16 protein-coding genes are annotated in these 17,465 nt (G+C 48.6%); 9 read left to right on the top strand and 7 right to left on the bottom strand.

Annotation, left to right across the window (positions count from 1 at the left end):
* Positions 1 to 78: 78 nt before the first annotated feature.
* On the bottom strand, positions 79 to 1,089 hold the full coding sequence (locus HMPREF9441_RS01845) for an aspartate-semialdehyde dehydrogenase (RefSeq protein ID WP_008617327.1): 1,011 nt from the start codon (positions 1,087 to 1,089) through the stop codon (positions 79 to 81).
* Between the two features lie 25 nt (positions 1,090 to 1,114).
* Between HMPREF9441_RS01845 and HMPREF9441_RS01840 the strand changes: the two genes are divergently transcribed.
* Genes HMPREF9441_RS01840 through HMPREF9441_RS01825 form a run of 4 tightly spaced genes read left to right on the top strand, consistent with a single transcriptional unit; the run spans position 1,115 to position 5,577 of the window.
* On the top strand, positions 1,115 to 3,355 hold the full coding sequence (locus HMPREF9441_RS01840; protein ID WP_008617325.1) for a cation:proton antiporter: 2,241 nt from the start codon (positions 1,115 to 1,117) through the stop codon (positions 3,353 to 3,355).
* Positions 3,352 to 4,068 carry a tRNA threonylcarbamoyladenosine dehydratase gene (locus HMPREF9441_RS01835; protein ID WP_008617323.1) on the top strand — a complete coding sequence of 239 codons (717 nt, stop codon included), beginning with the start codon at positions 3,352 to 3,354 and terminating at the stop codon, positions 4,066 to 4,068. The genes HMPREF9441_RS01840 and HMPREF9441_RS01835 overlap by 4 nt, the downstream gene beginning before the upstream one ends.
* A gap of 7 nt (positions 4,069 to 4,075) precedes the next feature.
* Positions 4,076 to 4,747, top strand: a complete 672-nt coding sequence (locus HMPREF9441_RS01830; protein ID WP_008617321.1) for an ABC transporter ATP-binding protein — start codon at positions 4,076 to 4,078, stop codon at positions 4,745 to 4,747.
* A complete protein-coding gene (locus HMPREF9441_RS01825) occupies positions 4,744 to 5,577 on the top strand; it encodes a CvfB family protein (RefSeq protein ID WP_008617319.1) in 834 nt (277 codons plus the stop codon). The genes HMPREF9441_RS01830 and HMPREF9441_RS01825 overlap by 4 nt, the downstream gene beginning before the upstream one ends.
* 101 nt (positions 5,578 to 5,678) lie before the next feature.
* On the opposite strand, the gene rplS is transcribed toward HMPREF9441_RS01825, so the two are convergent.
* Positions 5,679 to 6,041 (bottom strand): 50S ribosomal protein L19, encoded by a 363-nt coding sequence (rplS, locus tag HMPREF9441_RS01820; protein ID WP_008617318.1) that lies wholly within the window; start codon positions 6,039 to 6,041, stop codon positions 5,679 to 5,681.
* 204 nt (positions 6,042 to 6,245) lie between these two features.
* Between rplS and HMPREF9441_RS01815 the strand changes: the two genes are divergently transcribed.
* Positions 6,246 to 6,998: a 5'-nucleotidase C-terminal domain-containing protein gene (locus HMPREF9441_RS01815; RefSeq protein WP_244949557.1), complete on the top strand. Its 753-nt coding sequence runs from the start codon at positions 6,246 to 6,248 to the stop codon at positions 6,996 to 6,998.
* Positions 6,995 to 7,870 carry a bifunctional metallophosphatase/5'-nucleotidase gene (locus tag HMPREF9441_RS01810; RefSeq protein ID WP_008617316.1) on the top strand — a complete coding sequence of 292 codons (876 nt, stop codon included), beginning with the start codon at positions 6,995 to 6,997 and terminating at the stop codon, positions 7,868 to 7,870. Before HMPREF9441_RS01815 ends, HMPREF9441_RS01810 begins: the two co-directional genes overlap by 4 nt.
* 3 nt (positions 7,871 to 7,873) lie before the next feature.
* Here HMPREF9441_RS01810 and porT read toward each other — a convergent pair whose 3' ends face one another.
* Positions 7,874 to 8,578 carry a type IX secretion/gliding motility protein PorT/SprT gene (gene porT, locus HMPREF9441_RS01805; RefSeq protein WP_008617315.1) on the bottom strand — a complete coding sequence of 235 codons (705 nt, stop codon included), beginning with the start codon at positions 8,576 to 8,578 and terminating at the stop codon, positions 7,874 to 7,876.
* A 182-nt stretch (positions 8,579 to 8,760) separates the two neighbouring features.
* On the opposite strand from porT, the gene HMPREF9441_RS17535 reads away from it, so the two are divergent.
* Positions 8,761 to 8,925: a DUF362 domain-containing protein gene (locus HMPREF9441_RS17535; RefSeq protein WP_021981444.1), complete on the top strand. Its 165-nt coding sequence runs from the start codon at positions 8,761 to 8,763 to the stop codon at positions 8,923 to 8,925.
* A 95-nt stretch (positions 8,926 to 9,020) separates the two neighbouring features.
* Positions 9,021 to 9,869, top strand: a complete 849-nt coding sequence (locus HMPREF9441_RS01800) for an urea transporter (RefSeq protein ID WP_008617314.1) — start codon at positions 9,021 to 9,023, stop codon at positions 9,867 to 9,869.
* A 203-nt stretch (positions 9,870 to 10,072) separates the two neighbouring features.
* Here the strand turns inward: HMPREF9441_RS01800 and HMPREF9441_RS17530 are convergent, their stop codons facing one another.
* Entirely contained in the window at positions 10,073 to 10,312 is a 240-nt protein-coding gene (locus HMPREF9441_RS17530; RefSeq protein WP_008617311.1) for a hypothetical protein, read from the bottom strand.
* A gap of 304 nt (positions 10,313 to 10,616) precedes the next feature.
* On the opposite strand from HMPREF9441_RS17530, the gene HMPREF9441_RS19205 reads away from it, so the two are divergent.
* Entirely contained in the window at positions 10,617 to 10,820 is a 204-nt protein-coding gene (locus HMPREF9441_RS19205) for a DUF6722 family protein (RefSeq protein ID WP_008617309.1), read from the top strand.
* Between the two features lie 208 nt (positions 10,821 to 11,028).
* Here the strand turns inward: HMPREF9441_RS19205 and HMPREF9441_RS01790 are convergent, their stop codons facing one another.
* The 3 genes from HMPREF9441_RS01790 to HMPREF9441_RS01780 all read right to left on the bottom strand — a co-directional run bounded on the left by HMPREF9441_RS01790 (position 11,029) and on the right by HMPREF9441_RS01780 (position 17,452).
* Positions 11,029 to 12,717: a T9SS type A sorting domain-containing protein gene (locus HMPREF9441_RS01790; RefSeq protein ID WP_008617308.1), complete on the bottom strand. Its 1,689-nt coding sequence runs from the start codon at positions 12,715 to 12,717 to the stop codon at positions 11,029 to 11,031.
* Between the two features lie 111 nt (positions 12,718 to 12,828).
* On the bottom strand, positions 12,829 to 14,178 hold the full coding sequence (locus HMPREF9441_RS01785) for a RagB/SusD family nutrient uptake outer membrane protein (RefSeq protein ID WP_008617307.1): 1,350 nt from the start codon (positions 14,176 to 14,178) through the stop codon (positions 12,829 to 12,831).
* Positions 14,179 to 14,194: 16 nt separating this feature from the next.
* Positions 14,195 to 17,452 carry a SusC/RagA family TonB-linked outer membrane protein gene (locus tag HMPREF9441_RS01780; RefSeq protein WP_008617306.1) on the bottom strand — a complete coding sequence of 1,086 codons (3,258 nt, stop codon included), beginning with the start codon at positions 17,450 to 17,452 and terminating at the stop codon, positions 14,195 to 14,197.
* Positions 17,453 to 17,465: the final 13 nt, after the last annotated feature.

Raw genomic sequence — 17,465 nt, 5'->3', positions numbered from 1 at the left:
CTCATTCGTTAGTTTTGCCCGTCTTTGGATTTTATGAAAATATTTAAGTTATTCGTGATAGGAGGCCGAAGATGGCGTTTACTTCACATTCCCGACCTTAATCAAATATTCGGCAATCTGCACTGCATTCAGTGCGGCACCTTTCTTGATCTGGTCGCCTACGAGCCAAAGCGTCATGCCGTTTTCGTTAGCCAGGTCCTTACGGATACGGCCTACGTATACATCGTCTTTTCCGGCCAGGAAGAGCGGCATGGGGTAAGTTTGTGTGGACGGGTCGTCCATCAGTTGCACGCCTTCGCCGTGGGCGATGGCTTCACGCACTTCCTCTACCGTAAGCGGACGTTCCGTTTCCAACCAGATGGCTTCCGAATGAGAACGCAGGGCCGGTACGCGTACACACATGGCCGAACATTGCACGTCGCTGTGCATGATCTTCTGTGTCTCGTTGAACATCTTCATTTCTTCTTTGGTATATCCGTTATCCTGGAATACGTCGATTTGGGGGATGACGTTATAAGCCAACTGATAGGCAAACTTCTTCACGGTGACGGGTTTGCCTTCCAATACTTCACGATATTGCTGTTCCAGTTCGGCCATGGCGGCGGCACCCGCACCGCTGGCAGCCTGATAACTGGCCACGTGGATACGTTTGATATGGCTCAGGTTTTCGATGGGTTGCAAAGCCGTCACCATCATGATGGTCGTACAGTTCGGATTGGCGATGATGCCGCGCGGACGCTCCAAGGCATCGGCTGCGTTGCATTCGGGTACGACGAGAGGCACGTCCTTGTCCATGCGGAAAGCGCTGGAGTTATCTATCATGACTGCCCCGTAACGGGTGATGTCTTCGGCAAATTCTTTGGATGTGCCGGCACCGGCCGAGGTAAAGGCGATGTCGATGTCTTTAAAATCATCGTTGTGCTGAAGAAGCTTCACTTCGATTTCTTTGCCACGGAATTTGTATTTGGAACCTGCACTGCGGGTTGAACCAAATAATACCAATTCGTCCAATGGGAAGTTTCTCTCTTCAAGCACACGCAGGAATTCCTGACCCACCGCGCCGCTCGCACCTACAATTGCTACTTTCATTTCATATAATTTTTAAGAAGTTGTGATGATTCCGGTTGCAAAAATAGATAATTTATTACGATTGGACATACAAAATGGAAACTTTTTCGTTACTTTGCATATTAATTTAATACAGATACTCATGCAGATGCCCGACTTGTCTACATATTTTCCCGTCACGGATCCCACGTGGATATTCTTTTTAGTGTTGAGCATCATTCTGTTTGCACCTATTTTATTGGGTAAACTGAAGATACCCCACATTGTCGGTATGATCTTGGCCGGTGTGCTTATCGGGCCATACGGCTTGCATGTATTAGACAAGGACAGCAGCTTTGAACTGTTCGGGAACGTGGGCTTGTATTACATCATGTTTTTGGCCAGTCTGGAGATGGATATGCAGCACATGAAGCGGATTCGTTGGCAGGCGTTGACGTTGGGGTTGGCGGCATTTGTTTTTCCCCTGACGATGGGCGTCGTCAGCAATGTGTTCCTCTTGAAATACAGTCTGGTGACTTCCGTTCTGCTGGCCAGTATGTATGCCTCGCACACCTTGATAGCCTATCCTATCGTGATTCGATACGGGGTGTCGCGTAACCGCAGCGTGAGTATTGCGGTGGGGGGAACTATTGTGACCGATACGCTGACCTTGTTGGTATTGGCTTTCATCTCGGGCATGTTCCGTGAGGAGGTGCACGGAGGTTGGTTCGGCGTTGTGCTTTTGTTGAAAGTCATCCTGCTTTCCCTTTTTATCGTATATTCTTTTCCCCGTATCGCCCGGTGGTTTTTCCGTCGGTACAACGATCCGGTCATTCAGTTCATCTTTGTGCTGGCCATGGTCTTTTTAAGTGCTGGCCTGATGGAGCTTATCGGAATGGAAGGGATATTAGGCGCTTTCCTGGCCGGACTGGTATTGAATCGGCTTATTCCGCATAGCGCGCCGCTGATGCATCATTTGGAATTTGTGGGCAACGCTTTGTTTATTCCTTATTTCCTTATCGGGGTCGGTATGATTATCGACCTGCGCGTGCTGTTCGGTTCGGGAGAGGCTCTGAAAGTGGCGGCAGTGATGATTACCATGGCGTTGGCGGGAAAATGGATCGCTTCATGGGTGACGCAGAAAGCTTTTAAGATGTCGGTATTGGAGCGGGAACTGATGTTCGGTCTGAGCAATGCCCAGGCTGCGGCTACGCTTGCTGCGGTATTGGTCGGCTATAATATCATTTTGCCTTCCGGCGAGCGGTTGTTGAATGAAGATGTGCTGAACGGTACGATATTACTGATATTGGTGACGTGTGTGGTCAGTTCGTTGATTACGGACGTGGCGGCACGTAGGTTGGCTTTGCAGGACGGTAATATCAACGAGAGCCGTCCGCTTGACGAGGAGTCGGCCTTGATTGCCTTGGCTTATCCCGATACGGTGGACGATTTGGTCAACATGGCTTTATTGATGCGGAAAGACAAGTCGGATGCGCCGATGAGTGCCATCAACGTCGTGTTGGATAATGATGACAAAGCCCGGGAGAAAGGGATGAAACTGCTGGAAGCGGCTTCGGCTGTGGCTTCCGCTGCCAACGTGCAGATGCAGACCAAAGTGCGTTTGGCTACCAATCTGGCAAACGGTATCATCCATTCCATGAAAGAAAACGATTATTCCGAACTGGTGGTAGGCTTACACATGCAGAATTCTCCTTCCGAGTCGTTTTTCGGGCCGGTGCTGATTAGTTTGCTGAACCGCCTGAACCGCCAGATTACGATGATACGTTGTACGGTGCCGGTCAATACGATTCGCCGTATTCATGTAGCCGTGCCGGCCAAGGCCCAGTTTGAGGCCGGTTTTTATCATTGGGTAGAGCGCGTGGCTCGTTTGGCTGTAGGACTGGGCTGTAGGATTATTTACCATGCCCATCCCGATACTATTCGGATTTTACAACGTTATTTGGAGACTTACCATGCATCTATCCGTGCGGAATATGTACAAACCGATGGCGGAAATGAGTTGAAGCGCATTTCGCGGGAGGTCAGGGAAGACCACATGCTGGTGGTCGTGTTAGCGCGTAGAGGGTCTATTTCCTTCCGCCCGTCGTTCGACCACATTCCCCGCCAAATCAAAAAGTATTATATGAATACGGGGCTGATGTTGATCTTCCCGGATGTGTATGCCGAGGCTGCCACGAAGGATGTGAGCGTGAATGAACCGTTGACGACCGATTTGCGTTACGAGGCGGCCAAGGAGTGGTATAAGAATTGGTTGTCGCGAAGCAACGGAAAGGAGGAAAGCCAATGACCACACCGGATTGGTTGGAGCGTACGTCGCTTCTGATGGGGCCGGACAAGATGGAACGTTTCCGCCGGGCACATGTCTTGGTGGTCGGTACGGGTGGCGTAGGAGCGTATGCCGCCGAGATGTTGGTACGTGCCGGAATCGGACGGTTGACGTTGTTGGATGCCGACCGGGTGCAACCGAGCAATATCAACCGTCAGTTGTGTGCCCTGCATTCGACGGTCGGAGAGGAAAAAGTCCGCGTGTTGGGGCTGCGTTTTAAGGATATTAATCCGGAACTCGACTTGACCGTGCGGGCTGAATTTCTGGAGGAGCACTCGGCCGGTGCTTTACTGGACAGCGCGAAGTTTGATTTTATCGTTGATGCTATCGACACGATAGCGCCCAAGTGTGCTCTGATTGAAGAAGCGATGAAAAGACGCATTAGGATCGTGAGCAGCATGGGAGCCGGGGCGAAAACGGATATCACCCAAATCCGTTTTGCCGACTTGTGGGAAACGTTTCATTGCGGGCTGAGCAAAGCTGTGCGGACACGGCTGAAAAGAGACGGTATGCGCCGTCCGTTGCCGGTGGTGTTTTGCGCCCAGCAGGCCGACCCGGCCGCTTTGGTCCAAGTAGAGGGAGAACGGAATAAGAAGACCACAACGGGCACGGTGAGTTATATGCCTGCAGTGTTCGGTTGTTATTTGGCACAATACGTGATAAGCAGATTATAGAAGGATTATGATAGAAGTCAGGAATATAAGGAAAAGTTTCGGTTCGCTTGAAGTGCTCAAAGGAATCGACCTCGATATCCGTAAGGGCGAGGTGGTGAGCATCGTGGGGCCGAGCGGTGCCGGAAAGACCACGCTGTTGCAGATTATGGGGACGTTGGAGAAGCCGGACAGCGGAAGCGTCCGGGTTGACGGGGTTGCCATGGAAAGCCTGAGCCGCAAGGAGATGGCGGATTTCCGTAACCGGCGCATCGGGTTCGTGTTTCAGTTCCATCAGTTATTGCCCGAGTTCACGGCACTCGAAAATGTGATGATTCCGGCGTACATCGGGCATGCTTCCACAAGTGAGGCCAAGGCGCGGGCACAAGAGTTGCTGGATTTCATGGGACTGTCCGACAGGGCTTCGCATAAGCCTAACGAACTTTCGGGAGGAGAAAAGCAGCGGGTGGCTGTGGCACGCGCTTTGGTCAACCATCCCTCCGTAGTGTTTGCCGACGAGCCTTCGGGGAGTCTGGATACGAAAAACAAGGGAGAACTGCATCAGTTGTTCTTCGATTTACGGGACCGGTTCGGGCAAACGTTCGTCATTGTGACCCACGATGATGAGTTGGCACGTTTGACAGACCGTACCATTCACATGAAAGACGGTTTGATAACCGATGATAAAAATATAACCTTATGAACATAGAATTAGGAAAGATGAATCGCCTCAGGGTGGTTAAGGCCGTGGATTTCGGCATGTATTTGGATGGAGGCGATGCGGGAGAGATTCTTCTGCCTGCGCGTTATGTGCCGGAAGGTTGCAGCGTGGGAGACGAGTTGGATGTCTTTTTGTATTTGGATAGCGAAGAACGTTTGGTCGCTACCACGCAGACACCTTTGGCTCAAGTCGGAGATTTTGCTTATTTGCAGGTCGCGTGGGTAAACAATTACGGGGCGTTTCTCGATTGGGGGCTGATGAAAGACTTGTTCGTGCCATTCCGTGAGCAGAAGCTCAAGATGCAGAAGGGGCGGAGTTATATCGTGCATTTGCATATCGATGAAGAAAGCTACCGGCTGATGGCTTCGGCCAAAGTGGAACGTTATTTGTCGGACGAGATGCCTCCTTACCGTGAAGGCGATGAGGTGCAGATTTTAGTCTGGCAAAAAACGGATTTGGGCTTTAAGGTCATTGTGGACAACCGTTTTTCCGGTCTGGTCTATGAGAATGACCTGTTCCGGCCTTTACATACGGGAGACCGTGTGCAGGCCTATATAAAGCAAGTCCGTCCGGACGGTAAGCTGGATATTACCTTGCAGAAACAGGGGCGGGAAGCAGTGGACGATTTTTCGCAAGTGCTTTTGGAACATTTGCAGCATAATGCAGGTCGTACCCCTTTGTGTGATAAGAGTCCGGCGGAAGAAATTTACGCGATGTTCGGCGTCAGCAAGAAAGTTTTCAAGAAGGCCGTGGGCGACCTTTATAAGAAAAGGCTTATCGAGATTACAGACGAGGGTTTGCGTTTGGTCTGACCTCTCGCCTTTCGGGAGGATAGGGAGAAAAAATCAGCGTCGGAAAGTTCCTTTCATGGGAGATACTTTCCGACGCTGTGTGATTTTGAAACGTATGAGACTTATTTGCTGGCAATCGTACGTTTTTCTGCGATACGGGCTTTCTTGCCGGTAAGTTTGCGCAGGTAGTACAATTTAGCACGGCGTACTTTACCGATCTTGTTCACTACGATGCTGTCGATGTTCGGACTTTCAATCGGGAATATACGTTCTACTCCCACCGTTCCGGACATTTTGCGAACCGTGAAACGTTTTTTGTTCTGGTGGCCTGAAATCTTGATGACCACGCCACGGTACTGCTGGATACGCTCTTTGTTACCTTCGACGATTTTATATGCTACGGTAACGGTGTCGCCTGCTTTGAATTTGGGGTGTTCCTTACCGGTAGCAAACGCTTCTTCTGCAATTTTAATTAAATCTGCCATTGTTTGTTTTAATCATTAAATTGTTTGTCGTCCCAATACAACATAACAGGGAACTCTGCATCCTGCCAGCGATTGTACGGAAAGCGGTGCAAAGGTACGGCTATTTTGCGAATTAACCAACCGCTCCCGTTTCTTTTTTCGGATGAAATGACAGATTATGTGGCTTTTTTCTGTAATTTTGGAGTGGAATATAATTTCGATGTGATGAGAACATTCAGATTTTTGCTTTTATCCGCATGTTGCGGGTGGTCGGTGGTTACGTTTGCCCAGCGTTACGAACTGGAAGAGGTGAAAGCCGGACGCTATGAGGTGACGAACCGTTTGGACGCCAGGCCCGATAGCGGTGCGGTGCGCGTGGTGGCTCCCTACCGTCATGCCGTGGACAGTATGATGTCGCCGGTGTTGGGAGAGAGCGAAGTGGCTATGCGGGCAGACCGTCCCGAGAGCCTTTTGTCTAATTTTGTGGCCGACGTGTTGCGTGAGGGGTCGCTCCGGGTGGGCAAGATGGCCGATATCGGTCTGTGTAATATCGGCGGGCTGAGGAGTACAATGCCTAAGGGTAAGGTGACGTATGGAGATGTGTTGGAAATAGCCCCGTTCGAGAACCGCCTGTGCATTCTCTCTTTGGACGGGCGTAAACTGACGGAGCTGATGGAACAGATAGCTGCCGTGGGGGGTGAGGGCATCAGCGGGGCTCATCTGGTCATTACGGGAGACGGGCGTCTTCTGCGTGCCGAGGTCAGGGGAAAACCGATTGACCCCAATGGTATATATGTGATTTCCACGTTGGACTATCTGGCCGAGGGAAATGACAAGATGTATGCCCTGAAAGATAATTTGTCGAAGAAAGTCACGAATATAGCCGTACGCGATTTGATCATGGAGTCCATTCGCCGGACGGCTGCGCAGGGGGATAAAATCACGGCCCGTATGGAGGGTAGAATCGTTAAACAATGAGAAACCGGACAATGAAAAAGGTAAGGATTATGATGTGGTCGGTCTTGTGCGGACTGGCAAGCACCGTGTTTGCGGCGCAAGACGGTGAAGTGGAATTACGTATCGTGCACACCAATGATACGCACAGTTGTGTGATGCCGGTCAATCCGAATTCATCCGATACGGCATTGGCGGATAAAGGCGGTTTCGTGCGCCGTGCGGCACTGGTGCGCGATTTGCGTGCGGAAGACCCGGACTTGTTGCTTTTTGACAGCGGTGACTTTTCGCAAGGTTCTGCTTACTACAACTTATATAAAGGGGATGTGGAAGTGAAGTTGATGAACGAAATGCGTTACGATGCGGCCACCATCGGGAATCATGAATTTGATTTTGGATTGGACAACATGGCGCGCATATTCCGTGAGGCGACTTTTCCCATCGTTTGTGCGAATTATCATTTCGAAGGTACGGTGTTGGAAGGATTGGTACGCCCGTATGTCATATTGGAACGTAAGGGCGTGAAGGTCGGAGTGTTCGGACTGGGCACGCAGTTGGAGGGGATGGTTGCCTCAGAGAATTACAAGGGGGTGACGTATGAAGACCCGGTTACGGCTGCCAACCGGGTGGCCGATGAATTGAAAAACAAGGAGCATTGCGACCTTGTGGTATGCCTTTCCCATCTGGGGTGGGATATCGACGGTCTGGACGACACGGAACTGGTGCCGGCCACGCGCCATATCGACATTGTGCTGGGCGGCCATTCACATACTTATTTCGAGCATCCCGAAGTGTTGAAAAATGCCGACGGGAAGGATGTGTATTGCAACCAGATGGGCAAGCACGGACGTTATGTCGGCATGCTGCTGTTGGAGATGTCGCCGACAGGGGACTGACCCTTATTCGAAATAGAGCGTCAATACGATCATTTTCGACGATGCCCCGTCCAAAGAATTGGTGAATTTCCGCAGCGAATTGTCTATCAAATCGTTGCGGTTTTTTTGTAAGATATCTGCCAAACCGAAACAGAACTTCAGTTCGGGGATGAGCTTGAAAAACGGCAGGTAGATGTCGCAGCCCATGCCCACCTCGATATAACAGTCGAAAGGTTTCATGAGCAGGGCTTTTTGTTTCTTGGTGGTCAGGTCCACCATGGGGTTCACTCCTGCGATGAAGTAAGGGCGGAAGTTGTTATAGCGCGGGGCGGCGAACTTCAAGTCCAGCGGGACGGAAATATAAGTCGATTTGATGTTTTGCGTACTGTCCTGCCCCGTTCTTTGTTCATGGAAAGACACGTGCTTCTGTCCGAAATGCAGGGTAGGGACGAGGCGTAGGGACAAATAGGTGTTCAGGCGCATTTCACCTAATACGCCCACACTGAATCCCGGACTGTAGTTGTCCACATCGGCATACCATTGCTCGCCGGTTTCCGGGTCTACATAGCCGTTGTTTTTCAGTTCCAGGTCCTGCATGTGCACGCCGAAGAGGAATCCGTAGTGGAATCTTCTTTGGTCGATGTACGGACGATGCTGGAGTTTGCGCTCCTGTGCCATCATGCCGTATGCGGACAGCAGGCAAAGGAGGACGGCCAGAATTCTTTTCATGAATCATTGATATTTATTAGAAAACAACGCAAAGATACGTAGCTTATTGCATTTGACCGTGGCTTTTCGGATGAAAATCACTAAAAATAGTGAGAAAATATTTGGGGGGATTCTATTTTAATACTAACTTTGCGGTATCGTTTGAATAAAACAAGGCATTAATAATTTAAATTCTAATTGATATGGCTTACGTAATTGGTGATGATTGTGTAGCTTGCGGTACTTGCATCGACGAGTGTCCGGTAGGCGCAATTTCTGAAGGTGAAAAGTATGTAATCGACGCTGACGCTTGCACTGAGTGCGGTACTTGCGCCGATGTATGTCCTTCGGGTGCAATTTCTCTCTAAATATAAGGGAGATCACATAATCTTTAAAAGTTAGACAAGAAAGGCCTTCTCTTCCGAAAGGAGGAGAAGGTTTTTCGTTTATAAAGACAAGAAGTATGCGAGAGGGATTATTTATAATCGGAAGAGGAGTGGGGCAAGTCATGTTCCAGAACAATGCGGTTTCGGGTTTGTTGATGTTAGTGGGGATAGCTTGCAACTCGTGGCTATTGGTGCTTTTTGCCCTGTTGGGTAATTTTGTCGGTACGCTGACGGCATTCTTTTCCGGATATTCAAAAGAAGATATAGAAGACGGTTTGTATGGTTTCAACGGTACGTTGGTAGGCATTGCCGTAGGTATATTTATGGAAACAGGGATAGCTTCCCTCCTTTTGTTGGTGGCGGGTTCCGTGCTTTCCACATGGATAGCCCGCGTGTTTGGTTATCAGAAACTTTTGCCCGGTTTCACGGCTCCTTTCATTCTTACCGTATGGTTGTTGTTGGCCCTTTGCCGTTGGTGGTTTCCCTCATTGTTGTTGCCTTCTGTGATGTCGGAAGAAACGACGTCCGACTTGTTTCAGGCTTTCAGTCTGAATATCGGTCAGGTCATGTTCCAAGGTGGCACGGTGCTTTCCGGACTTTTCTTTTTGGCCGGCATATTGCTCAACTCCCGTGTCCATGCCTTGTATACGGTGTGGGGAGCCTTGTTGCCTTTGGGCATGGTCTGGATGGTCGGTTCCGATTATGCGGCTTTCAATGCCGGTTTGTTTGGGTATAATGCAGTGCTTTGCGCCATTGCTTTGGGCGACCGTTCCTGGGCGGGGGCAGCGTGGGCTACATTGTCCGTCGTGATCTCAGTCCTTTTGCAGGTTTGGGGGATGAGTCTGGGAATGACTACGCTGACGGCCCCGTTCGTCGTATCCGTTTGGATAGTGTTAGGAATGCGGCGCGCCTTGTGCAGGGGATAGGCGGTTTTGAAACGCATTGAGTTTTGCGTTCGTCTGTTTATTAGCAGGGAGTCATTCCTGTCTTTTTGATGCGAAAATTCCTGTTCGGGAGATAAAATGTAAAGTCACAGCCGTTTTTGTGGATGGAAAAAGACCTTTGAAAAATGCGATGTGTATGGGTTTTGCTGGGCGTTCAAACACATATTTTCACATTACGCCCTTATTTACGGGTTTTGTTGATGGATTTTAAGAATCAATTGCATGAGAATGATTTTTCGTTCGGCGCAGAAAAACATTTTTTTCTCCTCATATTCTGACGGAAAAGTCCGTATTTGGGTGGAAAAGTTGGCTGAAAGAGGCGGGAAAACCAGCGTTTCCCGCCCTTTTTTCTCTAAATGGGGGACAGTTGTTGTCAAATCCCGAATGACACGATAAGAGGCAAGTGTAGCCTTTGGCTTTCTCATGTCTCTCCGGCCTACGTACGGCCAGCCTTTCCGGTGTGCAAAAAGTTAGCGGGAGGCATGGAATGACTGACAGAAGGACTTTCGTTCGATGCGCGAGAATCGTTTCTTTTTATCGAAGCCTCGTTCCAGTTCGGAATAAAGCATTCTCGTGAGGGTGGAACTGTCGTTTTGACAGTTTGTCGGAATGCGACCTGAAAAACGGTTGGGAATACTCTGGGAAACAAATTCCTTTGTTTTGTCGATGGGTTCGGGGAAAACGTATATCTTTGCCTTTATGAAAGGATAGAGTGATTTTAAAACGAATTTGGTCTTGGAGAAACTCGGGGATTTATGCTTCGACTTCGCTAAACTAATCTTTGGAGGTGTTATTCTTGCAGCTATAATGCAACTTGAAATCAATACGGCGTGGCTTTTTACCATTGGATTTGTTTTCGTTTTGTTGGCTGTCGTTTTTGGTTGTATCTTATTCGTGTTGTCTAATAAAAAAACAAATTACTTATGGGGTTGATTTATTTTATTTCAGCTTTTGGAATATTGATGTTGGTAGGCATTATTTGGGGAATAGGTGAATTGCGGAAAGATGCTTCAAAAAGATAAAGTGTAATTCCCTTTGGTTGCTGTCGTGATTGTATTCGTGCGGCTTGGTAAAAACAAACCCGCCATTCCGGAATGTGCCGGGAATGGCGGGTTTTGATAGTATGGAAAGGTATTCGTTTTTAGAAATTCGTTTTTTGAGCTTTCAGCGTACTCTTTCCATTTGAAAGGATATAAATGCCTTGGTTCAGGTCGCCGATGCTGACGGAAGTAGCATGGTTGGCCTGTTTCAACATGCGGCCTTGCAGATCGTAGACAGTGATGTCGTTCGGTTCTGCAAAGTAGAACGTATTGCCTACACGTTGGGCGGACAAAGCCTTCACACCGTTGATACCGTCACCTCCGCTAACAGTGTATGCGGCAAGGGTTGTAGAGAAATCTGTGATGTTGGCAGAGAGAAGTGCTTTGGTTGTGCCTTTCGTGGCTGCTCCGGTTACCAACAGGGGGGCATCATGGCTTGTGGCCGTACCGTTTGAGCAAGTGTAAGCCAATGATTTGGTAAAGGTCTTCTCGTTTTCGTCTTGAAGGACATAGCCATACAAGGAAACCTCCCCGTTGTTTACTGCCATGCTTGTGAAGTTCTCGTTGAAATGTTGGGTGTCTCCGTTACCTTCGTCAAGGCCGCTTTGGGCTGTCCATTGTGCTTCCAATGAGTTCTTGTCCAATGCCGTAACAAACAGGTCGCATCCGCCTACATGGGTGAGCTTGTTGTCGAAAGGCATCATCTGGTGGAACGTTCCGCCAATGTAGAGGGTATTGCCTTCTATTTGCATTTTACCGATGCTGTTATAAGACGCTCCATTGTCGTGGGAGTCTGCATGGAATATCTTTGTTGTGGCCTTTCCGTCTTGGATGGCAGTTGTGACGAAAGCATGCTCCACCATTCCATTAGTGTTATCGAATGCCAAAGTAATGTCCTCACTGCCATTCTGGTAAGTGAATGTAAGTGTACCTTTGGCGGCAAAACACAAATATATGGAATTACCCTCTGTAGTGAAGTTGATACCTTCTACTCCCATTTGATCACCTCCCAATTGGGTTTTAACACCGATTTGCGCTACGGACTCTGCATTGTCTAATGCAGATACATCCAATGAGAATATTCCAGCACTGATGAGATCATCGTACATGAAATCAAATATATTCATGTATATGCCCTTCCATTGTACATTGCCTATGGTTACGTCGCCGGTATGCATGGCTGAAGCGTACAACTTTCCGTTGCTTACTTCTATGTGGTTGATTTTTATATATGGAAATCCTGCTTGGGGGAAGTAAAGCCCGCTGGAAGCTATTTCTGCATTGGCTTCCGACCAAATGACTTTTGTAGCTTTCAATGCACCTTCGGCACTGTATGCCGCAATGAAACTGGACACCTGGTTTGCCACTTCTCCGGCCTTGCCGTTGATGGTTTGCGTCTTGCCATCCGTGCTTCCCACTTCTACGGCATCGGCCAATGTGCCGGCCACGTAGACGTTATTTTGTTCATCGGTGGTAATGGCCGTAATGGTGGCTGCACCGCGTAAACCGACAGCCCAGGCTACGTTACCTTCGGCATCGTATTTGGCCAAATAGGCACTGTTGGCAATCGGGTCAAGCACGGCGCTTCCGATGACAATCGGTTGCGTGAATGCTCCTGTGGCGTAGGTGTTGCCTGCATTGTCCACAGCCGTGGGAGCTTGGAGGTTGAGTTCTTCCCATTTCGATACGGTATTTTCTACCGACTTGGACCACTTCTGTTGGTCGGCTGCAAATGCTTGCGTACCCGCTAAGAACAGGCTGCAAGCTGCGATAAGTAATGTTCTTCTCATAATGGATAATTTTAAAAATGAATATTAAGTATTGTCATATTGGGTCGGGAGAGGTTATTGGATAAATCGCTCCCGTTCGGCAGACTTCGAGCAAACTCGGTCTGCTCTCACTTACTCGCGATTTTCTTCCTCCAGTCCCGGATTAGCTTCAATGGCATCGGCAGGGATACGCAACGTATAGCGTGAGTCGTCTTTTTGCAATACGTAAGTTTCCCCCTTATACGTCTTGGTCAGTTCCTGACGGGTCGTACGGCGCAGGTCAAACCAACGATGTCCCTCGAAAGCCAGCTCACGAAAGCGTTCATTGTAGATTTCTTCCCGTAATTCATCTTGCGTCATAGACAGGATTTCTGCCTCGTATGTGGGATAGATTGCTGAAAGGTAACGTTTCTTCATCAGTTCCGTCAGGTAATGGCGGGCATTGTCCATGTCGTTCAGTTCCAAGGCGGCTTCTGCGGCGGTCAGGTAGAACTCGGCTGAGCGGAATGTACACCGGTAAGTGTTAACCCCAGCTTTCAACACTTCTGTCGCACTGGCGGATAATTGCTTGTAGAATTTGCTTTTGCGCAAGTCGCCGCTACGGTAGAGAGATAACAAACCAGACGCCACGTATCCGGCACCAAGAGAAGACGAATTAAAGATATTCTCCATGGAGAGTATGGCTTCTACGGATTGGTAGTGGTTGGGCAACGTGGAAGAAGCCGTGAGGTCTTCCAACTCACCGTGTTTGCCCACGACATCCGTTGCGTTGGTGTAGGCTTGTTGCCAATCTCCCATATAAAGGTAGACGCGTGCGCGGAATGCCGGAACGGAAAGGGTGTTGAATCGGTAAGTTTCGCCTTCGGGCCATTCCTCTACATTCAACAGCCTTTCAGCTTCTTTGATATCCGATAAGATGGAAGTATAGACCTCTGCTATCGTATTACGTGATAACACCTTGTTGATGTCGTTATCTAATTTTAAAGGGATTCCCTTGGTATTTTTCGGGTCGCAATGTGTGTAAGGTTCGGCATACAGGTTTACTAAGATGAAATGCATGTATGCCCGAAGCATGTAAGCCTCTCCGGCCAACTGGTTACGTTCGGCATCTGTCGCTTCCGTGATGTTGTATTGTTGTTCAATAACAGAATTGGCAATATAGCTTACATAGTAAAACTGTAGCCATTCGAAAGGAAGGGTGGTCTCATCGGGACTAGTGTCGTTCCATCTCCAAATATCCAGATAAGAGTCTAAATTGGTCGTATTGGTTTCACCCTCCATTGTCAATTCATCGCTGCGGAATGTAGTCTTTCCTCGTTCGGCAGGGATACGGGAATAGGCATCAGTGAGTAGGGCACGGTATTCCTTGGCTGTTTTGGGCATGACTTTGCCTACAGGCTGGATGTCAAGGAAGTCATTGCAACCTGTGAAAGCAAAAAGGGCTGCCATGATCCATAGTATATTAAGACGTCTTTTTTTCATTATGAGTCCTCCTCTTTTAGAAATTTACGTTAAGTCCGAAGATAAAGCTTTTGGGAATGGGTGCGGCGTACGGGTTACCCATTGTCTCCGGGTCGAGATAGTTATGGTAGTTGCTGGCTATAACCCAAAGATTACGTCCTTCCAAAGATACGGAAGCACTCTTGATGCCTACGGGTTTCAGCCATTTTTCCGGGAGCTCGTATCCCAAGCGGATACTCTCGAAGCGGAAATAGTTTTGCTTCTTGACCCAGATGTCCAATTCACGGAACAGGTTTTGTTCTTTGTAACGTAGGTATTCTCCTGTCCGCCCGTCATTTTCGGTCATTAATTTAGGCAACGTGGTATTGGTATGGTCTGGAGTCCAACGGTTCAGGATGTCTCGGTTACTGTTCAGGCCCCGGTCATAGTTGGTCGGGTCGTATGTAGGAGTGGTTTGTACGTACATGCCGAAATTGAAAATACAGTTGATGCCTAATGTAACACGCTTGTACTTGAACGTATTCATAAAACCGCCGGAGACTTTCGGTTCCGTGCTGCCGATATAACTATACAAGTTGCGCTGTTCTTCTGCACTTAATGTACTGGCACCGGCATTATTCAACTTGAAAAATTCAGTGGCGGTTACTTTTCGGCCATCTTGTGTGAGGAACAAGGGATAACCCTCGTCATCCAGTCCGGCTGTTTTATAGGCAAAGATGGCTCCTACGGAATATCCCTCACGACTGGGTCTGATGGCATTTTCGGCTACAGTTTCCCGTAATACGGTATTATCGTTGTAACCGAAGTTCAGGTTCGTGAACCACGTGAAGTCTTTGGTGTGTATGTTGCGTGTGGTCAGCGCTACTTCCACGCCTTCGTTTTCCATTTGTGCCCAATTGACAGTCGTAGAAGTATAGCCGGTTTCTAAAGGTAGCATACGTAAGCCGATAAGGTCAGTACCTTTACGATAATAATAATCCACACTCAAAGAGATGATGTTGTCCCAAAGCGACAAATCCATTCCGATGTTTGCGGATTGGGTCTTTTCCCAACGCAGATCGGGATTGGGGGCACTGCTCGGACGAATGGCGTCTTCAGAGTTTCCAGGAAGGATAGTGGTTTGGTCGTAGATTCCTATCAAATAAGGTGAAGTATTCTTGTCGATATTACCTTGAAGACCGTAAGAAGCACGAAGTCCCAAATTGTTGATGACTGTCACATTTTTCATAAACGGTTCATCACTGATGCGCCACAAACCGCTGACGGAGTAAAGCGGTAGGTAGCGATACTTTTTGGCCACACCAAAAATATCCGAACCATCGAATCGGATACTTCCCCCTAATGTGTAACGGTGGAGTAGGGTATAAGATCCGGTGGCGAACCACGAAACGAAGGCATTTTCGAGATACGTTTCCGTATGTAGTGGGACGCTTTCGGCTTTCTCTTCGTTGGGAAAGATGATGGGTTTGGATGTTAATGTGCGTGCATCGTAACCATATACGGCAGAATAGAGCGATTTATCTTCATTGTGGCGGATTTCCGTTCCAGCCATCAATTCCAGTTCGTGTATGTCTTTGAAACGGTTTTGATATTCTGCCATAGCTTTCCATGTCCATTGGGAACTGTGGTTCTCTGTGATTTTATTGGAACCGCCTTCCGGAAGCACAGTCGTTCCGTTGTATTGGTGCTGTTCTTTTTCACGCCGCATGGCATAACTGTCTTGTCCGGCATATTTTTCAATCATGTTTTCATCCCATTGCAGACCGAATTGTGAAGTCACTTTAAAATGTTCGTTCCATTTGAATTCGGCATCGAAGATGGACATCAAAGAAGTAAAGGTATTCTCATTAGATGTATTGGCACGTTCTTCAAAGATGTTGAAATCCGGTACGATGTCATCGCCTTGGCGGTGTTGTACATTGGTGTCGTAGATATAGTTCCCCTCGTCATCGAACGGGCGCATGTAGGGATTGGCTATCCGTGAGTAGTAAACAGGGTTTGTGAAGCCTTCGTTGTAGGTCAGATAAGACCTTTGTTTGCGACGGTTAGCGAATACGGAGGCTCCTACTTTCAGTTTGCTATTGATACGGTAGTCGGTTTTCAGCGTCAGGTTGAAGCGGTCGTTTTTTACGCTTTCCACATTGCCTTGTTCCACATAGTAGCCTAAGGCGGAGTAGTAGGTAGCTTTTTCAGAACCTCCGGAAAGGCTTACATTGTATTCTTGGTTGAACACGCCCCGGAAAAGGATGTCGTTCCAATCCGTATTGACAGCCCGCAGGGAATTGATGTCAGCCTGTGCCTCGGGCGAGAGGGCGTTCCAACCTCCTGCCTTGTAGGCATCGGTCAGCCCGTAGCCTGCAATGATGCGGGATACATCACCTTTATTTTCGCGGTAGGTATAATCGGACTGCAATAGACCAAGTTCAAGGTCAACCTTTTCATCAGAGTTCAAAAGGTTGAGGCGGTCGATGTCTGTCTTGGGGTTGTACGTCAACTTCATGGAGAAGTTGATTTGCGGCTTGCCTGCTTTTCCTTTTTTGGTGGTGATAACGATTACACCGTTTGCAGCCCGGGCACCATAAATGGCCGTGGCTGCTGCGTCCTTCAGTACCGTGATGCTTTCAATGTCCTGCGGATTAATACCTGCGATTGAAGTCTGATAGATGTTATCTATGTCTTGTAAATCTTCCATAGACGGGATGTCTGTACCCTCCAATGGAATGCCGTCGAGCACCCAGAGCGGGTCTTGCGTTCCGCTGAGGGAGGCCGTTCCGCGGATGCGTAACTTGACCGGCGCACCGGGTGAGCCGGAAGAGGTCACGCTGGACAATCCGGCAATCTGTCCGGCCAGAGCCTGGTCTATGTTGTTGACTCCACCGATAATCTCATCGGACATCTTTATCGTTGTGACGGCTGAGGTTAACTTGCGGCGGTCGATTGCCTGATAACCCGTGACGACCAGTTCATTCAACTGTTTGGAATCATTTTCCATATAGACTGTATAGTTGTCTTTTCCTGTTTGAAGATGAATCGTGGTCGTTGTATAACCCATAAAACGGCAAGTCAGGTTTTGGGTTCCTGAGGGTACTTCCAGTTTGAACTTACCGTCCAAGTCGGTTGTCGTGCCATGCGCCACGGTACCTTGTGCGCTCATGACCGCTATGGTGGCACCGATAACCGGTTGGTTGTCTGCCTTGTCGAAGACAGAGCCGGTGACGGTACGGGTCTGTGCCGCCATGGACAGAATCCCGATGAACAGACACAAGAGGATACATTCAATTCTTCTCATATTCATTCCTTTCGTTGTT

Source organism: Paraprevotella clara YIT 11840 (assembly GCF_000233955.1).
GTDB lineage: Bacteria > Bacteroidota > Bacteroidia > Bacteroidales > Bacteroidaceae > Paraprevotella > Paraprevotella clara.
This window is presented reverse-complemented; position numbering and strand designations above follow the sequence as displayed.

Coding starts and splice junctions, on each gene's coding strand:
- HMPREF9441_RS01790 (WP_008617308.1), bottom strand. CDS start 12,717: ATGAGAAGAACATTACTTATCGCAGCTTGCAGCCTGTTCTTAGCGGGT.
- porT (WP_008617315.1), bottom strand. CDS start 8,578: ATGAAAAGAATTCTGGCCGTCCTCCTTTGCCTGCTGTCCGCATACGGC.
- HMPREF9441_RS01800 (WP_008617314.1), top strand. CDS start 9,021: ATGCGAGAGGGATTATTTATAATCGGAAGAGGAGTGGGGCAAGTCATG.
- HMPREF9441_RS17535 (WP_021981444.1), top strand. CDS start 8,761: ATGGCTTACGTAATTGGTGATGATTGTGTAGCTTGCGGTACTTGCATC.
- HMPREF9441_RS01825 (WP_008617319.1), top strand. CDS start 4,744: ATGAACATAGAATTAGGAAAGATGAATCGCCTCAGGGTGGTTAAGGCC.
- HMPREF9441_RS01815 (WP_244949557.1), top strand. CDS start 6,246: ATGAGAACATTCAGATTTTTGCTTTTATCCGCATGTTGCGGGTGGTCG.
- HMPREF9441_RS01835 (WP_008617323.1), top strand. CDS start 3,352: ATGACCACACCGGATTGGTTGGAGCGTACGTCGCTTCTGATGGGGCCG.
- HMPREF9441_RS17530 (WP_008617311.1), bottom strand. CDS start 10,312: ATGAGAAAGCCAAAGGCTACACTTGCCTCTTATCGTGTCATTCGGGAT.
- rplS (WP_008617318.1), bottom strand. CDS start 6,041: ATGGCAGATTTAATTAAAATTGCAGAAGAAGCGTTTGCTACCGGTAAG.
- HMPREF9441_RS01780 (WP_008617306.1), bottom strand. CDS start 17,452: ATGAATATGAGAAGAATTGAATGTATCCTCTTGTGTCTGTTCATCGGG.
- HMPREF9441_RS01810 (WP_008617316.1), top strand. CDS start 6,995: ATGAGAAACCGGACAATGAAAAAGGTAAGGATTATGATGTGGTCGGTC.
- HMPREF9441_RS01785 (WP_008617307.1), bottom strand. CDS start 14,178: ATGAAAAAAAGACGTCTTAATATACTATGGATCATGGCAGCCCTTTTT.
- HMPREF9441_RS01830 (WP_008617321.1), top strand. CDS start 4,076: ATGATAGAAGTCAGGAATATAAGGAAAAGTTTCGGTTCGCTTGAAGTG.
- HMPREF9441_RS01845 (WP_008617327.1), bottom strand. CDS start 1,089: ATGAAAGTAGCAATTGTAGGTGCGAGCGGCGCGGTGGGTCAGGAATTC.
- HMPREF9441_RS01840 (WP_008617325.1), top strand. CDS start 1,115: ATGATTCCGGTTGCAAAAATAGATAATTTATTACGATTGGACATACAA.